At 43.9% G+C, this 24,164-nt stretch carries 13 protein-coding genes; 11 read left to right on the top strand and 2 right to left on the bottom strand.

Annotation, left to right across the window (positions count from 1 at the left end):
- Positions 1-37: 37 nt before the first annotated feature.
- The 10 genes from ACJJI5_RS19755 (at position 38) to ACJJI5_RS19710 (ending at position 19,949) form a co-directional block, all read left to right on the top strand.
- Complete coding sequence (locus ACJJI5_RS19755; protein WP_445355014.1) at positions 38-4,252, top strand: glycosyltransferase; 4,215 nt, start codon at positions 38-40, stop codon at positions 4,250-4,252.
- 274 nt (positions 4,253-4,526) lie between these two features.
- Positions 4,527-5,693, top strand: a complete 1,167-nt coding sequence (locus ACJJI5_RS19750; protein ID WP_444895083.1) for a nucleotide sugar dehydrogenase — start codon at positions 4,527-4,529, stop codon at positions 5,691-5,693.
- 454 nt (positions 5,694-6,147) lie between these two features.
- Positions 6,148-7,545, top strand: coding sequence for a hypothetical protein (locus ACJJI5_RS19745; protein ID WP_444895082.1), 1,398 nt, complete (start codon positions 6,148-6,150; stop codon positions 7,543-7,545).
- A 137-nt stretch (positions 7,546-7,682) separates the two neighbouring features.
- Positions 7,683-9,950, top strand: a complete 2,268-nt coding sequence (locus ACJJI5_RS19740) for a glycosyltransferase family 2 protein (protein WP_444895081.1) — start codon at positions 7,683-7,685, stop codon at positions 9,948-9,950.
- 234 nt (positions 9,951-10,184) lie between these two features.
- On the top strand, positions 10,185-11,918 hold the full coding sequence (locus ACJJI5_RS19735; protein WP_444895080.1) for an SLC13 family permease: 1,734 nt from the start codon (positions 10,185-10,187) through the stop codon (positions 11,916-11,918).
- A gap of 17 nt (positions 11,919-11,935) precedes the next feature.
- Positions 11,936-12,856, top strand: a complete 921-nt coding sequence (locus ACJJI5_RS19730; protein WP_444926821.1) for a glycosyltransferase family protein — start codon at positions 11,936-11,938, stop codon at positions 12,854-12,856.
- Positions 12,857-12,960: 104 nt separating this feature from the next.
- Positions 12,961-14,889, top strand: a complete 1,929-nt coding sequence (locus ACJJI5_RS19725; protein ID WP_444926822.1) for a capsule polysaccharide biogenesis protein — start codon at positions 12,961-12,963, stop codon at positions 14,887-14,889.
- Between the two features lie 99 nt (positions 14,890-14,988).
- Positions 14,989-16,044 carry a phytanoyl-CoA dioxygenase family protein gene (locus tag ACJJI5_RS19720; protein ID WP_445355013.1) on the top strand — a complete coding sequence of 352 codons (1,056 nt, stop codon included), beginning with the start codon at positions 14,989-14,991 and terminating at the stop codon, positions 16,042-16,044.
- A gap of 668 nt (positions 16,045-16,712) precedes the next feature.
- Entirely contained in the window at positions 16,713-17,957 is a 1,245-nt protein-coding gene (locus ACJJI5_RS19715) for a capsule polysaccharide biogenesis protein (protein ID WP_444895076.1), read from the top strand.
- A gap of 225 nt (positions 17,958-18,182) precedes the next feature.
- Positions 18,183-19,949 carry a DEAD/DEAH box helicase gene (locus tag ACJJI5_RS19710; RefSeq protein WP_282934580.1) on the top strand — a complete coding sequence of 589 codons (1,767 nt, stop codon included), beginning with the start codon at positions 18,183-18,185 and terminating at the stop codon, positions 19,947-19,949.
- A 91-nt stretch (positions 19,950-20,040) separates the two neighbouring features.
- Here the strand turns inward: ACJJI5_RS19710 and ACJJI5_RS19705 are convergent, their stop codons facing one another.
- Together ACJJI5_RS19705 and ACJJI5_RS19700 are read right to left on the bottom strand one after the other, a co-directional pair.
- The gene (locus tag ACJJI5_RS19705; RefSeq protein WP_413664530.1) at positions 20,041-20,580 is read right to left on the bottom strand and encodes a cytochrome b; all 540 of its coding nucleotides are present in this window, start codon (positions 20,578-20,580) and stop codon (positions 20,041-20,043) included.
- A gap of 191 nt (positions 20,581-20,771) precedes the next feature.
- A complete protein-coding gene (locus ACJJI5_RS19700; RefSeq protein ID WP_444912190.1) occupies positions 20,772-21,728 on the bottom strand; it encodes a LysR family transcriptional regulator in 957 nt (318 codons plus the stop codon).
- Positions 21,729-21,900: 172 nt separating this feature from the next.
- On the opposite strand from ACJJI5_RS19700, the gene metE reads away from it, so the two are divergent.
- Positions 21,901-24,135, top strand: coding sequence for a 5-methyltetrahydropteroyltriglutamate--homocysteine S-methyltransferase (metE, locus tag ACJJI5_RS19695; protein WP_413664531.1), 2,235 nt, complete (start codon positions 21,901-21,903; stop codon positions 24,133-24,135).
- Positions 24,136-24,164 lie beyond the last annotated feature (29 nt).

The following is a 24,164-nucleotide window of genomic DNA, read 5'->3' as shown; positions in this document are numbered from 1 at the left end:
TTATAATTGTAAGCACTTGAAAAGTATAGTTGAATCAATGAAAAACCTTATTATATGTCCGGATTACAGGGCTACGAATCCATATTTGGAAGAAATGTATGCAGAGCTCGAAGGGGAATATAATATTCAGTATATTGCGTACAATGAATTAGATGCTTCACTAGTGAATAGTGATGTTTTTCATCTTCACTGGACCTCTGGAGTGTTGGCCGGTGCAAAAACTATTTATGAGGCAAAGTTTTTAAAGAACGCATTTATAGGAAAGATTAGGCGATACATACTTAAAGGCGGTAAGTTTTTTTGGACTGTTCATAATAAATTATCTCACGATAGTAATTTTATTGAAATTGAAAAAGAGCTTAATGAAGAGTTAACGGACTTAGCACACCAGGTTTTCGTTCATAATGAATTGGCCAAAGATGTTCTATCTGCGGATTATTTTATGAACAGAAAAAAAATATCTATTTCTGAACATGGAAATTATATAGGTGTTTATCCGAATACAATTTCTAGGGCAGCTGCTCGAAAAAAGCTTGGAATTAAAGATTCTGAAACTGTATTTCTATTTCTTGGGCAGGTGCGTCCGTATAAAGGAATTACAGATTTAGTCGTTTCATTTTCAGAGATTAGGAAAGTAGATAAAAATTCAAAACTTATCATAGCAGGGAAGCCTGTCCACCCAATTAAGCCTGGAGAAATTAGCGAGCTCTACGGAAAGGTTGATGGGATTGAGATATATGAAGGGATGGTTGAAGATGAGTCATTGGAACTGTATTTTAATGCGGCAGATTTTGCTGTTTTCCCCTATCGAAATATTTTGACATCAGGATCGGTATTAAATGCCTTTTCTTTTTCTATTCCTGTAATTGCGCCCGCCGATGGTGTATTACCAGAAATTATTAAAGATGGTGAAAATGGTTTTGTTTATGAAAAAGGTAGTATTTCTGGGTTGATTTCTGCAATGCAAAAATCACTGGAGGTCTCGCTTTTAGATAGAGCGTTGATGAAGCAGCGAGCAAAAGAATACGCGGAGAATATTTCTTGGAGCAATGGAGCAAATTCTATAAAATTTGCATACCAGTCTTCTAGCGCTCCCTTTAAACATCTGGGCGACGGGGCAAGACTAATTCATCAGCCAACAGATACCGTCAGCAGTCCAACACTTACAGTTATAATATTAAATTACAACTGTGAAAAAGACGTCCTGAAGGTAGTTCAAAGTATACGGAGCCAATCCATTGACTTTGAATATCAAATTATCATTGTTGATAATAAATCAACAAATATCAACGATAACTTATTGACACACTATTTTAGCGATTGCCATGTGATTAGATTGAATACTAATGCTGGTTACGCTAGAGGTAATAATGTCGGGGTTCGGTACGCAATTGACACCTTAAAATCAGAGTATGTACTGATTTCAAACCCGGATATTGAGTATCTCCCAAACTCTATCAGTTCCCTGATAAATTATAAGAAAAATATCGAGTCAGACATCGTGTCTCCAGCTATTTTAAGGGATGATACTAGTCAAATTTGGAGTGCTGGTGGAGTAGTTTCATTTGATGAAGGTGTTAATGTCGATCATCATTATTCCGGCGATCATTTTAGTTCATTGCCAAGTGAGCCGTATGAGGTCGAGTATGCAGCAGGAGCATGCCTACTTTTTAATGGCTCGTTGATCGATGATATCGGGTACATACCTGAGGATTACTTCCTATATTACGAGGAAACAGATTGGTGCCTGGAGGCAAGGCGTAAAGATAAAAAGATAGTTATTTGTCCTTCAGTATTGATAAGGCATCATAAGAATTCTGAGCCTAAAGGTAAGCCTCCAAAGGAATACTATCTTTACTATTATATTCGGAATACTTTTAATTTCTATGGTAAGTTTGGGGTGGGAGACTTTGAAATGCTGGAGAAAAATCTATTAGAAAGATTCATTAATCCATGGAAAGAGAGAATAAAGAAAAGCTTCCCTGAAACTAGTGACAAGCTGAATAGTTTGATGGATCGAGCTGTTTTAGATGGGAAAGCAGGCATTTCAGGAAAAACCCTCGAGTCTGAAGATGACGTACAAACTGATCATTTAAAAATACGTCTTGATTCAGTAACAAATGATGGAATTGTGCATGGTTGGGCTATAAATTCGTTAAATCCCGAATTAAAATTAAACCTTGATGTGTTTGTTGATGAATTTTATGTTGGTAATGTAACTTGTGATGAGTTTAGAGAGGATCTTGTAAAAGCGGGAGTTAGCGGTGACGGCCATCACGGATATACCTTTAAGATTCCAAAAACTTACATTAATGGAAAAAAGGCAGTTGTAAGTATTCGATGGAGAGAAGTTGACGCAATAAATTCCCCGTCTACTATTCAGTTTGATAGTTTTAGCGCTTCTTATAAAGGGCGCATTGATGGTATTTCAGGTGGATCTCTTTGTGGATGGCTTATAGATGAAACAAACCTATTTGATAAAATAAAATTTAAGCTGTTTTCTGATGGAAGATTTTTAGGGGTGTATTCCGCGGATAACTATCGTGAAGATTTAGAAAAAGCCTTTAAGTTCGACGGGTGTCACTCATTACAAGTCAAATTACCGATGTTTGTACTTGATGGTAATGCCCATAATATAAAAGTTGAAGCTATCGATCCTGATGGTAAAACGATTTATTTATGTGAGCGTGATGTTTCATTTTCACTTCGAGAACCTAAAACACCTGAAAAAATTAATGTTTTTCAGGATGTTAACAAATGGCTCTATGTCCATCGTTCGGTTTATGTTCAAGACAAAAACTACCAGGCAGTAAAGAAGTACTTTGAAAGTTTAAAGCAAGGGCTATCTTATGATGCTAATAGATACTTTGACCGGTTAAGTGAGAAACCGCTTGTTAGCATCATAATGCCAGTTTTTAATCGAGAAAATGTAGTTCTGGATGCAGTTAGCTCCATACTAGATCAAGTTTATCAAGAATGGGAACTGATCATTGTTGATGACGGGAGTAACGACCGCTCTGTAGAAGTGATTAAATCATCAACGAATGATCACCGTATTTCTATTTATACGCTACCAGAAAATATGGGCGTTTCTTCAGCAAGAAACGTAGGCCTCGAGAAAGCTAGGGGAGACTTTATAGCTTACTTAGATTCTGACAATACCTGGGATAAAAATTATCTTTCTATTATGGCATTTGAGCTGGAAAAAAATCAAAGCAGAGAATGTGCTTATGCGGGCCAGCTAATTCATCAAACTTGCAATCTCACCAGTGGCGAAAGCTTGGTGGAAGAGTCGTTTCTACGTGCAGGGCCCTTTAATCAGGCGCTAGTTAAGAATAGAAACTTTATAGATTTAAATGCCTTTATGCATCGACGATCAAAGTATCAGTCTTTAGGTGGCTTCAACGAAAGAATGAGGCGCTTGGTTGATTGGGAGTTGATTGTGAGGTATACAAACGAAAATAGGCCACTTTACGTACCTGCCTTGCTTTCAAACTACTATATGGATTTGGCTGAAAACCAGATAACGAAGCTGGAAAATTATTCGGATTCGTTAATCGAATATAAGAGTTCAATTTCAGGTCCTGATAAGGGCTCTCCGGATGCGAGCACTGCTTCCGAAAGCATTCTGTTCTTGATTACCGAATGCGAGGATCCTGAAAAGCTTGATATCACATTAGCAGCAATTGTTGCATCGGCAAATTTCTGTAATTTTTCAGGAAGTATTGGAGTTGTCATGGCATCTCCAAGCTCTGAAGCCAAGGCCAAATACTCCAATTTTATTGATTTCTTTCCTTCTCACCTAGAATTTCCGTATGAAATAGGCAAATACTATGTTTGCCTTTTAAAGAGTGGAAATCAGTTACATCCAAGTTTTTTTAAAGGAATCTCAGATTCTTTACTTACTCTGGGCTCTCATTGTTATGTGATTTCTAAGCTCTCAAAATATGATAAGAATGTCAGGGTGGCCCAGCCATATGCTATGGATTCTGGATTCGTCGATAATACAGTTTCAAGTGACAATTGGCCGAATCTTAAGTACAGTAATTTGTCAAGCCTAAATTCCCAGTTCGTAGCATTGAGTCAGATTGATGAACTAAACTTTGAAGGTATATTAGTAAGTAGTAGTTTGCTCGAACGCATTGACGTTCAGGATAATTTTGAGGGACTTGTATCCGACATTAATACATTATCTCATATGGAGTTACTAACTATTAACGTCCATGATAAATGCAAAGTTATTCAAGTTTAATTGTAAGGACGTGACTGGTTAATGAAAAGTCTAGGGAATGAGGTATTTTATAGTGTCTACTTTAGAAACTTCAGATGCGAATTAATTTACCTTTTCAATTTGCATTTCTGGTCACGTAGTTGCAGTGGTAATTGTTATAAATCGTGTGGTAAAATAGCATGACATTTTATATATTCGTATGACGTGGAAGGCAAAACTATTGTAAATAGTTTTGCCTTTAATTTGTCTATTTTCGAGTTGATATAAATTGTTTAAAGAAGTCCGGTAAGTAGATATGAAAATTGCGGTAGTTGGCACAGGTTACGTAGGGCTCTCTAATGCGGTCTTGCTTGCGCAACATAATGAAGTTCTTTGTGTTGATGTAAATGCGAGCAGAGTGGATCTTATCAATGATAAAGTTTCACCTATAGTTGATCGAGAGATAGAAAAATATCTAGCTGAAATTCCTCTAAATCTAAGGGCGACTTTGGATAAGGAGTTAGCCTACAAACATGCGGAGTTCGTAGTTGTCGCGACACCTACTGACTATGACCCTGAGTCAAATTATTTCGACACCACGTCGGTTGAGTCAGTTGTAAGAGATGTACTAACAATTAACCCTACAGCTTCAATAGTAATTAAATCTACAGTTCCTGTAGGTTTTACAAACAAATTAAGGATACAGCTCGACTGCAATAACATTATTTTTTCACCTGAATTCTTGAGAGAAGGGAAAGCTCTCTATGATAACTTGTACCCGTCGCGTATTATCATTGGAGAGCAATCTGATAGGGCTCAACAATTTGCTGACCTGCTTTGTCAGGGGGCTGAAAAAGAGGATATTTCCGTTTGCTTATGTGATTCAGCTGAAGCGGAAGCAATTAAACTGTTTTCTAATACCTATCTAGCTATGCGGGTTGCATACTTTAATGAATTAGATACATATGCGGAAACACACGGCTTAAGCTCACGTCAAATAATTAAAGGCGTCGGATTAGATCCGCGAATCGGAAATCATTATAATAACCCTTCTTTCGGTTATGGTGGCTACTGCCTACCAAAAGACACAAAACAGCTACTGGCTAACTATCAGGACGTACCCAATAATATTATTTCTGCAATTGTTGATGCAAATACAACCCGAAAGGACTTCATTGCGTCGTCCGTTTTGAAACGCAATCCTCAGGTGGTTGGAATTTATCGACTTATAATGAAATCGGGGTCCGATAATTTTCGTTCTTCATCTATTCAGGGAGTAATGAAACGTATCAAAGCAAAGGGTGTAGAAGTAGTAGTGTATGAACCCACGCTTGCCGAATCCGAATTTTTTCACTCACGTGTAATTAGTGATTTGAGTGAGTTTAAGGCAATCTCTGATGTGGTAGTGGCAAATCGGTTAGTCGATGAGATCTCTGATATTTCTGAAAAAGTTTATACAAGAGATATTTTTGGGAGTGACTAACCTGTCAAAAGGTGGCTAGATTGAGTCTATATGCAGGATTGGCATGCCTTTTCTGCATAAAAATGCTTCTAGCACATTTGTTGTGCCAATTACGTCATAGTTTTTAACTATAGTTGAATGTTATCATTTAAGTTATACTTTCGTACAACTTACTTACGGTGTGAGGGCTGCTCGAAGAGCGATTCAACGATTATTCTGATCTAAGAGCTTCGAGATACTTTCTAGTTTGTGAAAATTCATCGAAACTAAAGAGCTGGTTCTAGGTTTTGCTTAGTACAGAGTGTTTTAATTATTGGGATATGGGTAGGGTGCTAAACGACTAAGTTGACAGCAAATGGCAATTTTTTTCTGCCCATCCGGTCCCTTTCGCGAGGTTACGCTAATAAGTAAAATGTGAAAGGGTTGAGTAATAATGATTACTTAAAAATTAAGTATATTGGGGACTTTATCTACTTTGGCTTCTATTGGTAAATATTTTTTGGGTAGGGGTAGATCAAAATTTATCACTCCTGTAGTAACTAGCTCTACCATTCCTGATCCTAAATCACAAGACATTGTGATACATATTGGCGCCCCTAAATCTGGCTCTTCAGCTATTCAGAAGTTTTGTATGGATAACAGAGAGGAGCTTTTAAAATCGGGTTATTATTATCCAGAACATCCACTGGATGTTAACGACGTTTCAGGTGGACACTCCAGGTTAGGAGTTATGCTTATACGTGGTGATATGGCTAGTGCCGCAAAGCTATTAGTGGAGTGGGTTGAGGTCGCGAAGCGGAATCAGCTGTGCCTGTTACTGTCAGGTGAGTCCTTTTATGGACGAGCTAAAGAGTTAGCTAGCCTTGTATCCGAGTATAGGGTGAAAATTTTCGCTTATTTTAGAGCCCCAATAAGCGCTTTGGTTTCAAACTATAATCAAGCAATTAAACGACATTTTAGCACTAAGCTTTTAGATTGCTTTATTGAGACTAAATTAAATGAAAACTTGGGGGGGATATCAGGTGATGTTTTCAAAAGTTGGATTGAAAGATTTGGTTCCGATAATGTAATCGTATATCCGTATCGTTATTCAAAGGAAGAGCCTAATAGTATTGAGTTAAATTTTCTTAATTTTCTTGGTGTTTCTAGGAAGCGTATAAATAAATTCTCTTTGAATATTAAGGCTGTAAACTCTTCTTATTCTTTGGGAGCTTTGGAACTAAAACGTCAGCTGAATTATATTCTGAGTGATGCGACATTGTCATTGCAGCATGAATTGGATTGGTGCTTACAGAAATATTCAGACGAATTGCAGCTGTTGCCTTCGCCACTAACAGATGTAGTAACTTTAGAAAAACTAAAACTGTTAGAAGAAAAATTTTCCATATCCAATAAATACATGAAAGAAAGCGTTTTGGCATATTGCCCTGATGATTTCTTTAGTGAGACAGCTTCGTCAAATTTAGGTGAAGTCGATACAATAGAGAAGCGTATTCCTTTAGTCGAATTGTTGGATGCAGCAAAGGCAATTGATCATCGTCCATATGTTAAAGAAGAGTTAAAAGAACTGATTTCTAGTCACCTTTCAAATTCTAGCGTAAATAGCTATGTGGTTTATCGGCTTGCCGATATTTTTGGAGTTTTATATAACGAGCCAACCATATCTAAATTTCAATACACCGATAAGCAACTTCAAGTTGTGAAATCACGCTCTTCCGATGGGGCGGATATCTGCAGGGAAACAGCATTGGCGTTAGAGACCATCGGTGAGTTTGAGCAGGCTCTGCTCTTCATAAAAAAGGCTCTGGCACTTAGGCCTAGTGGCGTTGTTATTAATAGGATATATAACCGTCTAAAAGTGTATGAAAATTAATTTGGGAATATGGGGTGGTTGTTAACAGTATTTGTGATTGAAGAGCTTGTATTTATGTAAAGTTATAGATTGGCGGCTTTCGAGTCTTCATGCGAAAAACTGTGAAATGAACTGTTTATTTTCTAGGCTGTTAACTAGTGTTTAAATTTTTAAGATCCCTTTTCCATGTTAATTTGATTCCTCGGCTTAGGCCGCAGGTATCAATTGAGCCTGTTACGAAGCTTGAAAAAGGTTTCGAGTGGCGCGCAACAAGCAGCGATCCACAATTTTACATTAAAAACCACCTTATGGGTGCTGGTTGGTATATGGTGGAGATCAATTTATCGCATGACCAACTGCTCGCCGATTCAAAGCTATATTTTAATTATGGGCAAGGTTTCGATGAGTCGGATAGTGTTTTGATCCCCTTAAAGGCAGGCAGGGTTACAAAGCGTCTCGTGTATCTACCAAGGCGGGTTAAGGTACTTCGATTAGACCCTTTGGAGTCTACTGGGTACTTTTCTGTTAAGCATTTTCGTTTAGTTAAATTACCAGCGCAGTTTGCCTATGATCGTTTGTGCCAGCGTTTAATTAACGCGCATTTTAAGTTCCGTGATTTACGGAAAGTGGAAGTACTGCAGAGTATCCGTAATGAAGCTCATGAGACTAATCGGTCTTGGAGAGAGTTGGCATTACAATATTACGCAAGAACTTTCTCCAAACGGCGACAGGCATGTGATTATGCGGAATGGATCTCTGAGATTGAGACTTTAAAGATAGCTTCCAATTTAGATGTTGCATACAGTAGAAAACTTGATACGCAACCATTGATTTCAATTATTCTCCCAACTTTTAACAGTGATTTGGAGCTGCTAAGTAGCTGTATAGAGTCTGTAATTGTGCAGAGTTACGGCAACTGGCAGCTCTGTATTGCAGATGATGCTTCTTCAAATCAGAAAGTTCGAGAATGCCTTCAGAGTTATCAGGAGAAGGATTCTCGTATCCAAGTAGTTTTTCGAAAGGATAATGGGCATATATCTGCTGCTAGTAATACCGCTTTAGAATTGGTAAGGGGCGAGTATATTGCACTACTCGATCATGATGATACATTGGTGCCACATGCATTGATGACAGTGATGCAGGCAATTATTGATAACCCAGAGGCGCAGTTGCTCTATAGTGATGAGGATAAAATTGATGAGCTAGGTGAACGCTTTGATCCCCACTTTAAACCTGGGTGGAATCCTGATCTGCTACTGTCACAAAATTATATTTGTCATTTGACCGTTTTAAAGGCAACTCTCGTAGACTTGGTTGGGGGCTTCCGCCTGGGGGTAGAGGGTAGCCAGGATCATGATTTGCTTTTGCGATGTATGCCGTACCTGAATAGTAGCAATGTGGTACATATTCCAGAGATATTGTACCACTGGAGAGCAATTATCGGCTCCACAGCTAAGGAAGGTACTGCTAAAAATTATGCCTCAACTGCTGGTTTAAAAGCCGTGAGTGACTATTTGGATGCTCAATCTCTAAATGCCAGTGTGACACTAGGTTCGGCTCCAAATAGTTACAGAGTACGATGGAATGTGCCCGAATGCGCTCCACTTGTGACTCTATTGGTTCCTACGAGGGACGGCTATGATATTTTAAAGCCCTGTATCGATGCAATTCTATCTAGAACTGATTATCCAAATTTTGAGTTGTTAATTCTAGATAATCAAAGCACTTGCAAGGCTACACTAGGCTTTTTAGAGGAGATAATTGCCTCTGATCCTCGTGTTTCAGTTCACCGCTGGAATCATCCATTTAATTATTCTTCAATTAATAATTTCGGCGTTGCTCTTGCGAGGGGTGAGATTATTGGTTTGATCAATAATGATATTGAACCCATCAATGATGGTTGGTTAAGTGAGATGGTAGGACAGGCTTTAAGGTCTGATATTGGCTGTGTTGGAGCCAAACTTTATTATCCCAACGATACTATCCAGCATGGTGGTGTAATATTAGGCATAGGTGGTGTTGCGGGCCACTCCCATAAATATTTCAGTCGCAATGAGTATGGTTATTTTTCACGCCTCCATCTAATACAGAATCTCTCTGCTGTGACGGCCGCTTGTTTAGTATTACGTAAGTCCGTGTTTGAGGAGGTTGGAGGCTTAAATGAGAAAGACTTGGCAATCTCCTTTAATGATGTGGACTTATGTTTGAAAGTTCGTGAAGCAGGATATCGTAATTTGTGGACGCCATATGCTGAGCTATATCACCACGAGTCTGTTTCCCGTGGAGCGGATGATACAAAAGCTAAACGCCGCCGGGCACAAAGGGAGGCTGACTATATGCGTGATCGGTGGGGGGGGGTGCTGGATGCTGATCCCGCATACAACCCTAACCTGACCTTAGCTCACGAGGACTTTACCTTGGCTTGATTTTAGCAAAGCGTGGCATTTTAATTGCCACGCATAATAGTATGCGGGATGCTCTAGTAGATGAGCTTTTATTTTCCTCAAAATCTTGCCAAAGAAGGGGCCTGCTTAACTTGCCGCTTTATAGGTTGGAGGCTAGAAAGCGCAGTCACATTAAATTTGGCATAATCTTCGTGAGTTACAAGTGTATTAGTAATAGAACTCTATCTCATATAGCCTTAATGACGCCCTAATCTTATGACCTTTTCTCAATTGCTTGTAGCCGGGATCTTCATTCTGGTTATCGGTTCACTTATTTTTACCCGCTTAAAGCCATCCCTGATCTTTGCCACGGCTGCTGGATCGTGCTTTCTAACGGGGCTTGTACCGTTAGAGTCTGCTCTACAAAAGGGGGTGAACGTCGGTCTTGTTACTTTGGTCGCTCTATTGTTGGTATCGGTCGGGTTAGAGAGGGCTCGTTGGCTTCGGGTGATCTCAGAAGGATTGATTAAGGGATCTCTTAAGGCTAGTTTACTGAGACTTTCTGCTGCTACAGCGTTGAGTTCTGCATTTCTTAACAATACGGCAGTGGTAGCTGCTCTTGCGTCTAGTGTCAAGGGGCAGCGGCGCTTCCCATCAGCCAAACTTTTGATGCCTCTGTCTTATGCAGCGATTCTTGGGGGAACACTTACCCTAATTGGCACTTCTACCAATCTGATAGTAAATAGTTTTGTACTGGATCGAGGCTTGCCTGGCTTAGACTTCTTTACTTTTATGCCCATTGGAATAGCTGCCACTTTAGTAGGGTTGGTTGTTTTGTTGCTATGTAACCGTTTGTTGCCAGAAGGGAGCGTAGTCGATGAGCCTGTGACCGAATATCTTTTAGAAGCGGAAGTCATTGAGAATTCCCCTCTCGACGGAAAGAGTGTCGAGCAGAATCATCTGCGTCACTTGGAAACTTTTTACCTAATTGAGATAGTTCGGGGTGATCAGGTAATCAGCCCTGTAGGCCCCTCAGAGATTATCCGAGATGGTGATAAATTAATTTTTTGCGGTGACGTTCGTGACCTTGGACGTTTACAGGGCATTCAGGGGCTACGCCTGTTTGCGTTAGAGGATGAAGAGTTGGGCCTGAATCTTACTGAAGTGGTAATTACCCCTAATTCTAGTATCCTCGGGCAATCGTTAAAAAGCTGTAACTTTCGTACTCGTTTTGATGCTGCAGTGGTGGCAATGCGTCGTGGTGGTGATCGGCTATCGGGTAAGTTAGGTGAAATTGAACTTCGTGCGGGAGACGCCCTTTTACTAGCAGTAGGCCAGGATTTTCGTCATCACCTGAATATTGACAAAAATTTCTATGTGATTAGTGGCACTGAAGTGCGACGTGACTTGTCACGACGGGATAATTGGTTGTTAGGCTTAGGCTTTTCGGCAGTTGTGGTGGGAACCGCGCTAGGCTATTTTTCTCTGTTAAAAGGGTTAGTGGTACTTCTTAGCGGTATGATCGCACTCGGTATCCTATCAACTACTGAATTGCAGAGGCGCTTTCCTTTTCAGATATGGTTGATCATTGCGAGTGCCTTGGTACTTGCAGAAGCATTCGCTAGTAGTGGCTTGGCGGATTTATTGGCTATCGGGCTAAAGGGGCTTCTAGCTGACTGGGGGCCAATAGCGGGTTTGGTGGGTATCTTTATACTCACGCTGTTGCTAACTGAGTTGATGACTAACAATGCAGCTGCGGCCTTGGCATTCCCCCTTGCTTGGAGTCTAGCTGATAGTTTTGATGTCAGTTGGATGCCTTTTGTAATGGCTGTAGCTTATGGAGCAAGTGCAAGCTTTTTGACACCTTTTGGTTATCAAACAAACCTAATAGTACAGAACCTTGGTGGATATCATTTGCGTGATTTTCTCCGTGCCGGGTTGCCCCTGACTATTGCTTATTCTCTGGTTGTTTTACTGTTGCTGCCAATTGTATTCCCCCTTGAGATTTGACAGGTCTGGAGATTGATTTGGAATTTGCTAGCCGCTGGCTAATTGTAGAAGAAGGTCGTAACCCCTCGACAGATTATTTTATTTTGCCATTCCTTAAAAATATGGGAGTTAGCTATAAACGTTTCGGTTTTAATGAAGTCCCTGCAGAGGAAAATATACGTGATGCAAATATTTTATTTGTGCGTTATGTCCCTAGCAAATGGCAATCATTCCTGAAGAAAAATGTTGAGGATATTTCTGGTATATTTTTCTTTATAGATGATGATTTATTTGATCAGAAGGCACTTCTTGGCTTGTCTATTAAGTACAAATTCAAATTACTTCGATATGGGTGGTCAAAGCAAAAATGGTTGAAGTCTGTGGGAGCTCAATTGTTGGTTTCGACGCCTTATTTACAGAGTAAATATAGTGACTGGAGGCCAAGATTGTTGCAAGCGGAGCCCATCAAGATAACTGATAGAAATTTTGTAAATCTTTTTTATCATGGCTCTGCATCACATCAAGAAGATATCCAATGGTTGTACCCTGTGGTAAGTGAGGTTCTTAAGTATAATCAAAATTTGAGCTTTGAAATAATTGGAAATACCTACGTGAATCGGCTTTTTTCCAATATACCAAGGGTTAAAGTGTTGCACCCGATGAAATGGCCTACTTATTTCTCGATGTTACAGGTGCCGGGGCGAAATATAGGTTTAGCGCCCTTATTGAATGTACCTTTTAATAGAGCTAGGTCTCACACCAAGTTCTTTGATATCACACAGGCTGGTGCTGTGGGTATTTACGCTGCTGGTGATATTTATGGCAAAGTGGTTCGTCATCGTGAAAACGGTTTGCTTTTACCTATGAACTCTTCGCAATGGATCGATGGAATTCTTGCTTTGGCTGAGGATGAAGAATTACGAAGGAATATGCTGGCCGAGGCACGAAAATGCCTGTAGCCGGACACTGTTCTTTAGGTTTGCGGAAACACCGGATTCTAGAAAGCCTACTCGATATACGCTGCCAGTATATTACCTTCAAGCCCGCTAGTTATGTGAGTTATATGATTGGTTGGGGGCTTAAACCAACAGCGATGAAAGCAAAAAGGATTGCTCTACGAGCAGGGCTCCCATTTGCATGTATAGAAGATGGGTTTTTACGTTCGCTCGGGTTGGGAGTTAATGGAGCGGTTCCGCATAGTCTGGTGGTCGATAAAACCGGGATCTATTATGATGCATCTCGACCTAGTGATTTAGAAACATTGATAGCTTTAGCTGACTTCACTTCTGAAGAACTGGATCGAGCGGAGAAAGGGATAGAGCTATTACGAGCTAATAGGCTTTGTAAATATAATCAATCCATAGATAAGCCCTTAGATTGGTCAACTAATTTGAAAAGGGTTTTAGTTGTGGATCAGACTTTTGGTGATGTCTCTGTTTCGGCTGGCCAGGCTTCTGAATCTCATTTTCTGGCCATGCTGGATAGTGCTATTGAAGATAACCCTGAAGCCGAGATATGTGTAAAAATACACCCGGATGTTATAACAGGGAAGAAGAAGGGTTATTTATTAAGTTTAGCTTTTGAAAAAGGCTGTAGAATTATATCTGAAGATATCTCACCTTGGGCTATTTTTGACTATGTGGAAAAAGTTTATGTTGTCACTAGTCAGCTGGGGTTTGATGCTTTAATTGCAGGGAAAGAAGTACACTGCTTTGGTGTTCCTTTTTATTCTGGGTGGGGATTAACTAAAGATAGACAATTTTTATCACGTCGCAATATCAACAGATCTCTTTCGCAGCTCTTTTGTGCTGCCTATTTGAGGTATTGTCGATATATAAACCCATATACCGGTGATAAATGTGAGTTTGAAGAGACGGTTGCTTTGATTGCGGAGCAAAAGAGGCAGTGGCTTAGGTTTCAAGGTGCTTGGTTAGGTGTGGGCTTTTCATCATGGAAGAGAAAGTTTATTCCTAATTTTCTTAGTAAAAAGAGAAAGGTGGACTTTGTTAGAGGCACAAGCTCTGTCAGTCAGTGTGCAGCGGGCGCTAATATTTTTGTTTGGGCTAGTCGGCCAACGAACTCATTGCAGAAAAAGATTGTGGAGATTCAAGCTCGTCTTTGGAGAGTTGAAGATGGGTTCATACGTTCAGCAGGGCTAGGTGCGGACTTGGTTGCACCCACTTCTTTAGTGTTTGATTCCCGGGGTATTTACTTTGATGCCCGGTCACCCAGTGATCTTGAAATTATTTTAAGTAATACTAATTTTAGTGATGAAATACTTAATAGGGCGAAAAGCCTTCATCTGCTACTTTTAAGAAAAAGAGTTACAAAATATAACATTCAGGGCTCAGTAAATCTCTCTCTTCCTGATAATAAGAAAATTATTTTAGTTCCTGGGCAGGTGGAAAGCGATGCCTCAATTGCTTATGGTTCTCCTGTTATAAAAAGTAACCACTCTCTTTTGGAGAGAGTAAGGAAGGAAAATCCAGAAGCATATATTATCTATAAACCTCATCCCGATGTGGTTGCTGGTGCTCGCTTGGGAGAATTACCTCAAGGATCTAAAAGATTATATGACTCGATTGTTACTGAAGGGGATATCTCTCAAATATTGGATCAGGTTGATGAGGTGCATACCTTGTGTTCTTTGGCGGGGTTTGAAGCCTTGCTTAGAAAAGTTAAGGTTGTCACTTATGGTTTACCTTTTTATTCCGGTTGGGGTTTAACTGAGGACACTCTGCTCTCCAAGGTAGGGAGTGATAGGAAGGATTTTGACATTTTTAAGCAAAGGCGGCGACGTAAATTGACTTTAGATGAGTTAATCGCGGGAACCTTGCTACTTTACCCAGTATATGTTGATGCTGCGACAGGGGATTACATTGATGCAGAGACCACAGTTAAGTTGGTAGAAAAAAAACGATCTTTATATAATGGCGAGAGCTTTTTCTTTAAAGTTTTTTGCTGGTATAGAAAAATTTTTCTTCGTTATTGATTAATATGATAATGGGTGCCCTGTTTAGTAGGCAGCAAAGCGAAACTGTATTTCCATATAAATAATATAGTTTCAGATATGTATCTTTGGGAGGTGATAATGCTAAGTCGAATACTTGCTTTGACCTGGAAAGCACCTAAGTGGTCTTTCGAATTGGTTAGCTGGGGGAAGAGCTTTAAGAATAATCCTATTATTGGAAATTACGTGCTTAATTTTTTCGGGTTACATGTCCTTAGGGTTGTAGTTGCTCATGCTCTATTTCGGTTCCGATTATTTCTCCTTTCTCCTATAGTTCCTTCGGAATACCGAAGAGAATTTATTGAGAATGGTTATATTTTAAAGAAAAATTTTCTCGATAATAAGCAGTTTTTACAGTTGGTAAAGGAGCTTGATCAGTTCGAGGGGCCTGTTAGGGAAATAATTGAAGGTACGACTGTAACCCAGAGGATATTTATGGATTACGAGGAGCGAAAAAGAGCTCCAGAATTTAAGCGGCTAGTTGAAAATCAGCTATTAAATCGCTTGATGCGGTACTGCTCATCGAAGAATCGGCCGCCTTTATTCTATATAGAAAACCTCTGCAACCATGAGAATGTGAATCCCCGGCCAGACCCTCAACGAGACTTACATGCGGATACCTTTCACCCGTGTGTTAAAGGGTGGTTATATATAGATGAGACGAGTGATAATAATGGAGCTTACGTCTATGCACCAGGTTCTCACAAGCTTTCCTGGAAAAGGTTGAAGTGGGAGTATAGAGAGAGTCTAGAGGCTTGTAAGAAGGGCAACGAAAGGCCATCTGGACGTTATTGGGATGGATCTTTTCGGGTCAATGACAAAGATCTGAAAAAAATGGGATATGAAGTGAAAAAGCTATCTGTCCCTGCAAATACTTTAGTGATTGGTAATGTGTATGGTTTTCACTGTCGCGGTGAGGCGCTCCAAAAGTCGAAGCGTATGACGGTGTGGATGCAGGCTAGAGACAACCCCTTTAATCCATTATTTACCCCTTTCCCTAATAGTGCTGCTAAAGCATTCGAAACAGTATGGAAAGTGGCCTTAAAACGGCTGGATAAAGGCAAGATTAATAGTGGAGAGCAGCGAAATTATTATGGACGCTTAGCTCGTTCTCGGTGCATGGAAACTGTGGATTAAGCTTGCTATTTTGTTTGTGCTTGCTTCTAAGTATATCGTGTAGGTCTTTGGTAGTTATTGCCAGTAGGAAGCGCCTTTACTTGATAAATAATGTTTTGGGGTTGACTGGTATGATATTAGTTAGGCCTTAGTATGACCGCTTGTTTGGTGGGTGAATTGTGATCTGGTCAGTTGAAATGGCTGGCCATCCAACTAAAATCCCGACTTGGCCGAAAACTTTTTTGATGGCAAGTTCGCCAGCTTCGTTTATGATGGGTAAGGATGTAAAGTAAAAAATTTTGTTTTGATAAAATGGCTTCTGAAGCTTCAAAAAAATGAACTTAGTATTCTAAACAGAGAAAAGTACTCCCTGTTTATACTCTATGCTTCTCCGGTGCGGGAGAATTTTGTCACTACCAATTTCTGAGGTTTGGAAGAAGTTAACAACTGTAGAAGATTATTGTTCTATTTGGTAGAATTTTGCGCCGGTTAGTACTCTAATACCTGTTCTTGTTCGTTTAGTTGATCAATTTCCTGTTAGGCCTATTGAGCCACGGAGTGACATATGGCGATATGTCAATGACTGAAGTAGCTAATGTGCGGCATGGAAATGGTTTTTGTTTGACCCGTTATATATATGTGCTCAATTTCTAAGCGCTAAATAGCAAGTTTTAGGGGTAGGTTGAATAATGTCTGTGGCAGTCTTTTTACAGGGACCTCATGGCCCGTTCTTTGCGAAGTTGGCAAAGAGACTCTCACATCAAGGCATAACTACGCATAAAATTAATTTCAATGGCGGCGATCGCTATTTTGCTTGGGCTGATTTTCAGAGTGATTTCACGGGAACCGAAAGTGATTGGTCACCCTTCTTTAAGTCCTATTTGCTAAAACATAATGCAGAAGCTGTATTTGTTTATGGAGACTGTCGTCGCTATCACTCTCAAGCTCGAAGTGTTTGTGAATCTTTGGGTGTTGCTTTTGGGGTGTTTGAAGAGGGGTATTTACGTCCAGATTTTGTTACGTTGGAATGGGGGGGGGTTAATGCTTTCTCTCAAATGGACTGGACGCGGGAGGAGATCGAAAAGTATGAACCGGTCCAGAGCAGATCTTGTGGGTTACCAGTAGGGCAAACATTCTGGCATCGTGCTTGCTTCGCTATGGGTTACTACGCAGCGATGCGCCTCGCGCGTTCCGAATTTCAGGCATATCACCATCATAGAAATCGAGATTGGAAAGCCGAAGGCGTTTGTTGGTTGAAGAGCTTTGCACGAAAAGGGCTTTATAAAGTAACAGAGCGCAGTTTGACGCCTAAGCTTACGGGAAAGCTAAGCCAGCGTTTTTTCTTATTTCCCTTACAGACTCGAGATGATTTTCAATTAAGACAGCACTCGGACCTTCTCTCAATTGAAAACGCCATTGATCGAGTATTGAAGTCATTTGCCAAGAACGCGCCAAATGACGCGGTGATCGTTTTAAAGCATCACCCGATGGATCGTGGGTTTTGTCATTACCAGAAGCTGATTGATAGCTTAGAAGCTCGCTATAGTATCCAGGGACGAGTTATATATTGTCATGATCTGCACTTGCCCACCCTTCTCGATCATGCTCGTGGCGTAGTTACAATTAATAGTACTGTCGGTATCTCTGCCCTTCTTCACAAAGTGCCCACAAAAGTGCTTGGGCGCGCGCTATATGACATCCCAGGCCTGACTCATCAAGGTAAACTATCCAGCTTCTGGGCTGAGCCTGAGAGCGTGGATATTGCTTTTTTCAGACGCTTTCATACCTATTTATATGAGCAAACTCAGCTAGACGGTAGCTTCTCCAAGGCGGTTGGCGCCACCATCGAAGGGGTGGTAAAGCGCATAGAATCTGCTGCTGAGGGTAGCCCCCAGGCCAAGCTCTCTATCAAAAGCGGAAATAGTGCGGGTTAATTCTCTCGCACGGACTTGGACTAGAGATTAGGGATTAGGGATTAGGGATTAGGGATTTTGCGTTCTTTTCCTTTCCATCTAAGGTATTTCATTCCGCTTGCACGCTTCATCACAGCTTGTTTAAAAAACAGGCTGATCTGGATCGTCTAACCTGTTAGACTGCGCGGCCTTTTACCCACCGCTCCGGTCCCGCGATAGGGACTTTGGCTTCAAGTGAATTCCGAAATGACCGATACCCCTAAAGCGGCCGGCTTCGACCAGTTGGGTCTGCCGTCTGAAATTCTCAGCGCCATCGAAAAGCTCGGCTATGAGACTCCCTCCCCGATCCAGGCACAAACTATTCCGTCCCTGCTGGAGGGGCGGGATGTGCTAGGCCAGGCCCAGACGGGCACTGGCAAGACCGCAGCTTTTGCGCTGCCGCTACTCTCCCAGCTGGACCTGAAGGATCGTCGCCCTCAGGCACTGGTGCTGGCACCGACCCGCGAACTGGCTATTCAGGTGGCTGAAGCCTGTCAGTCTTACGCATCCAAGTTGAAAGGTTTCCACGTTGCGCCTATCTACGGTGGCGCTGACTACCGCGGCCAGATACAGCAGTTGAAGCGTGGCGTTCAGTTGGTGGTAGGTACTCCCGGACGGGTGATGGACCATATGCGTCGTGGTTCCCTGGATCTGTCCAATCTACGCACCCTGGTGCTGGATGAAGCGGATGAAATGCTGCGCATGGGCTTTATCGATGATGTGCAGTGGGTATTGGAGCAGATTCCTGAAGAGCGCCAGATTGCGCTGTTCTCCGCCACTATGCCAAAAGAGATTGCCCGCATCGCCCGCGAGCATCTGGATGAGCCGGTTGAAGTAAAAATCCGTGTTAAGACTGAGACTGCGGAAACCATTCGCCAGCGCTATTGGCCGGTTGGTGGTCTGCACAAACTGGATGCACTGACCCGTATTCTTGAAGCGGAGCCGGTGGACGCCACGATTATCTTCGTGCGCACCAAAAACAGCACCGTGGAACTGGCAGATAAGCTGGCCGCCAGAGGGTTCGCCAGTGCCGCCCTGAACGGTGATATGGCGCAGAACCTGCGTGAAGCCGTGATTGACAAGCTGAAAAACGGCAAGCTCGATATTGTTGTAGCCACCGATGTTGCGGCTCGTGGACTGGACGTAAAGCGTATCAGCCACGTGATTAACTACGATATCCCCTACGATACCGAAGCTTATATTCACCGTATCGGTCGTACCGGCCGCGCTGGTCGCGAAGGCGATGCGATCCTGTTTGTGGCGCCCCGCGAGCGCCGTATGTTGCGTGTCATCGAGAAAGCGACCAAGAAGCCGATCGAAAAACTGGATTTGCCCAGCGCAGATGCAGTTAACAGCGCCCGTATGCAGCGCTTCCGCGAGCGCATTACCGCGACCCTGGAAGGCCAAACTGATCTGGCGCCCTATCGTCAGCTGGTTGAGGAATTCCTGGCGCAGAATGAGGTTGACCCTCTGGATGTTGCTGCCGCGCTGGCTGCAATGGCCCAGGGTGACCAGCCCCTGCTGATTCAAGAGAAAGAGCAGAGGCCGCGCAAAGAGCGTCGCGAGCGCGATGATGACTTTGACGGTGGTCGCCGCCGCAAGAAGGAAAGCTTCGAGAAAGATCGCAAGCTGCCGCCGCCCGATGAGGGGCTGGAGCGCTTCCGTATCGAGATCGGCCGCGAGCAGGGCGTGCGCCCCGGCAGCATTGTAGGCGCTATTGCCAATGAGGTGGATCTGGACAGCTCCTATATCGGCCGTATCGAAATCTACAACGATTTCACCACGGTAGATCTGCCCCAGGGAATGCCGAAAGAAGTGTTCCAACACCTGAAGAAGGTGCGTGTTTCCGGTAAACCGATGAAAATCACCCGCTTCGATGAAGCGGCGGTGAAATCGAAAGGGAAGCCCAAGGGTAAGCCTAAGTTCAAGCCCAAAGGTAAGCCCAAAGCCAAGCGCGGCAATAACGACGAGTAAGTCGTACCTGTTTAGCAGGTTTATTCCGGGAGAGCGCAGGCCTGCGCTCTCCCATTCAGTTTCCTTTCTTCTATTTCTTCCCTGACTTGAATTAGCGCTGTGGCAGCATACGGGTGAGTGTGTTATCGCGGGCAATAAAGTGGTGCCACAGGGCGGCGGCGATATGCAGTCCAACCAGTACGAGCAGGGCGGGCCACATTACATCTTTGTGCAGGAAAGCGATTTGCTTGCCCAGATCCGGGTTTTTGGCGAACAGGTTGGGAACGGCAAACAGGCCAAAAAACTCGGTATCGCGCCCAAACAGTTGGCGCATCACGATGCCTGATACCGGCATAGCCAGAATCAACAGGTAGAGTCCACCATGGGTCAGGCTGGACAGTGCCTTCTGCCACTTCTTGCCTTCAATCTGTGGGCGCTTGTGACGTGCACGCCAGTAGAGGCGAAGGGCCAGAAGCATCAGGACACCGACTCCCAGCGAGAAGTGCAGCTGCATAAACCAGCCGCGCATGGGGTCGCCGCGCTCGTAAAACTCATGCAGTTCAACCGCTCCCCACACAGAGAGCAGCAGGATTACAAAAAGCCAGTGCAGTCCTTTACTCACTGAGTTCCAACGTTCAACCGGGTTTGACATAGAGGGTCTCCTACAAAGTCCAGGCATTTGGCCGGGTACAGGCCACTGCCGTATAGTTATTTGTGTGATTTTACCGGCCTCTCCGGCCAGACCAAACCATTGATTTGTTTGATCTGAAAATATTCAGTTTGTTTGATAATTGTGCTGAGGTTGAGTAAGTCATTATTTCCGCAAAGGCTTAAGCCGCCCAGTTAACTTTTGTAAGTGGTTAGGCAGGTTCTGGCCGCTCTCACACCTTGTAGATTGGCAAAGCTGGTATCCCGTGCGGTTTTGAGGAAGTCTGTGAGATAAGGTTGCTCGAGCATATCTTCCCGCACTGCCGCGTAGAGAGTGCTCCAAAGGCCCTCTTTACCCAGCTGGAATTGGGAAACAAACCCCTTTTGCAGGTACTCGTGTAGCGCCCAATTGGGCAGGGCGCAAACCCCTCGGCCGCTGGCTACTAACTGAACCATCATCACGGTGAGTTCTGCGGTTCGAACTTCTGCGGGTTCAATTCCAGCGGGGTCGAGGAAGTGCTGGAAGATATCCAGCCGCTCGCGCTCAACCGGATAGGTAATCTGGACTTCACCAGCCAATTCCTGCGGTTCTACCCAACGCCGTTTGCTCTCCTGCGCTAGAGGGTGTTTGCGACTTATGGCAAGGCACATTTCAAAGCTGAATAGCGGCTCGTAGTGCAGTCCTTTGAGATCGGGGTCTGGATTAGAAGTGACAACCAGGTCCAGATCGCCGCGCACCAGTGCGGGTAGGGGAGCGAAGTGGAAGCCGCTGCACAGGTCCAGTTCCACTTCTGGCCAGCTGTCCCGGAAGGTATTCAGTGCGGGCATCAGCCACTGGTAGCAGCTGTGGCACTCGATAGCGATATTGAGCCTGCCCGCTTGCCCAGATGCCAGTCGAGACAGGTCCCGTTGTGCTATAGCTACCTGGGGCAGTATGTCGTCCGCCAATTGCAGCAGTCTCAGACCGGCACTGGTAAATCGCAGAGGCCGGGATTTACGTATAAACAGTTCTTGGCCGAGCCGGTCCTCCATTTCGCGAAATAAGTGCGAAAGAGCCGACTGGGTCAGGTGAAGGCGCTCTGCTGCGCGTACCAGGCTGCCTGTCTCACGCAAAACACTCAGCGCACGCAAATGGCGCAATTCAATCATCATTAAAATTATTCATGTTATTTGCAAAAAATATGAAATTGATTGAACAGCACTGTGCGCACACAATCAAGTCAGGACTCTCGCTAATGCGACCGTTACCGAGATCGCAGCTGCGGGGTATTTTTCAATGGGGCAACTTTGATCCCCTCACAGGAAAGAGCTTGGGAAGGCGGCCATGGTGCAAACACATATCCTCGGCTATCCGCGTATCGGAGCCAATCGCGAACTGAAGAAAGCGCAAGAAGCCTATTGGCGCGGTGATATGCCCCAGCAGCAGTTGCTGCAAGTGGGCACAGAGATACGCCGTGGTAACTGGCAGGCCCAAAGTGAGGCCGGTTTGAGCCGTGTAGCTGTGGGGGATTTCGCCTGGTACGACCAGGTTCTGAATCACTCCCTGATGTTTGGTGTGGTCGGTCAGCGCTTTAAAGAAGGAGCGGCAGATAACAAGCTGGACCAGTATTTCCGCTTGGCCCGTGGTCGCGCTCCATCGGGACAGCCGGTAGCGGCCAGTGCCATGACCAAGTGGTTTGATACCAACTATCACTACTTGGTCCCTGAACTCTCCAATGATCAGGCCTTCTCCCTGGATAGTGAGTGGTTACTTGACGAGGTGCGGGAAGCCCAATCCCTGGGCTACAAAGCCAAGCCGGTGGTTATCGGACCACTCACTTACCTGTGGCTGGGACGAGGTGTGGATAGCCCTCTGGATTTAGTGCCAAAACTCCTGCCTTGCTATGCCGAGTTGCTGTCTCAGCTCGCTGACCTCGGAGTTGAATGGGTGCAGTTGGAGGAACCCATACTAGGCCTGGATCTGCCGGATGAATGGCGTGGGGCTTTTGATAGCACCTACCAGCAGATTGCGGTAGTAGCCCCGGGGGTGAATACACTGCTGGCTACCTATTTCTCACCTTTGCGCGAGAATCTGGAGCTGGTATTTTCCCTCCCTGTGTCCGGGGTACATATTGACTGTGTACGCGCACCTGAAGAACTTGAAGCTGCGGCCCAGCTGGCAGGTAAGAACAAGGTTCTGTCTGCGGGTGTGATTAATGGGCGAAATGTGTGGCGAGCAGACCTCAATCGTTGGCAGGGCACTTTGCAGCCTTTGGCGAAGCAGTTGGGAGATCGCCTATGGCTATCAGCCAGTTGCTCCCTGCTCCATAGCCCTGTGGATCTGGAAACGGAGGTCAAGCTGCCCAGTGAGCAAAAACAGAAGCTCGCTTACAGCCGCCAGAAACTTCAGGAGTTGGCTCAATTACAGCAGCTGCTCAATGAGGACACAGAGATCCCTGTCTCAGGCGGAGAGAGTGGTGTAGCCGAGGGCTCCATTGCTGATCAATTACGGGATACCTGGCGTCAACAGTGCTTTCAGGATCGCTCTTTAGTACAGGCCAAGCGTTGGCAATTGCCACTGCTACCAACCACCACAATAGGCTCATTCCCACAGACGGATCTTTTGCGCGGTGTGCGCCGCAAGTACCGCAATAGCGAAATTTCTGAAGCGGATTATTTAGAACATCTACGCGCTGAAATTGCCGAAGCTATCCGTCGTCAGGAAATACTCGGTCTGGATGTACTGGTGCATGGTGAGGCTGAGCGCAACGATATGGTGGAATATTTCGGGGAGCAACTGGATGGTTTTGTACACACCGGTAATGGCTGGGTGCAAAGTTATGGCTCTCGCTGTGTGAAACCCCCGATTATTTTTGATGATATTTCCCGACTTAACGCTATGACAGTAGAGTGGAGCAGCTATGCCCAGAGCCTTACTAATAAGCCGGTAAAAGGTATGCTTACCGGCCCGGTGACAATTCTCAACTGGTCCTTCCCGAGGGAAGATATTCACCGCAGTGAGAGCTGTCTGCAAATTGCCAAGGCATTGCGGGAAGAAGTGTTGGATCTTGAGGCGGCCGGTATCGGGATCATCCAGATTGATGAACCGGCTTTGCGTGAGGGAGTTCCCCTTCGAGAGTCTGAGCACCAGTATTATTTTGCCTGGGCGGTAGGGTGTTTCCGCTACACCTGTAGCGAAGTAAAAGCGGAAACCCAGATCCACACTCATATGTGTTACAGCAATTTCAATGCAATTATGGATGCCATTGTTTCCCTTGATGCGGATGTAATTACTATTGAATCAGCTCGCTCCGATTTGCGCCTACTCAGCGCGTTTGCCGACAAGGCCGGTGGTTACCCCAATGAAATTGGACCTGGCATTTACGATATTCACTCACCCAATGTGCCGGAAAGGGGGGAGCTGGTTGAGCGACTTAAGAAAATTGCACAGGTGGTGCCGGTTGAGCGACTTTGGGTAAACCCAGACTGCGGCCTTAAAACCCGTAACTGGGCTGAGGTCGGGTCATCCCTACTGAATATGGTAGAGGCTGCACGCACTGTGCGCACAGAACTGGCCTAGCCAATTTATAAATAAAAAACCGGCAATCA

The sequence above is a fragment of the Microbulbifer maximicatervae (SeqCode) genome, assembly GCF_052467955.1.
Note: the sequence above shows the minus strand (reverse complement) of the source record. Positions and strands in the feature narration are given on the sequence as shown.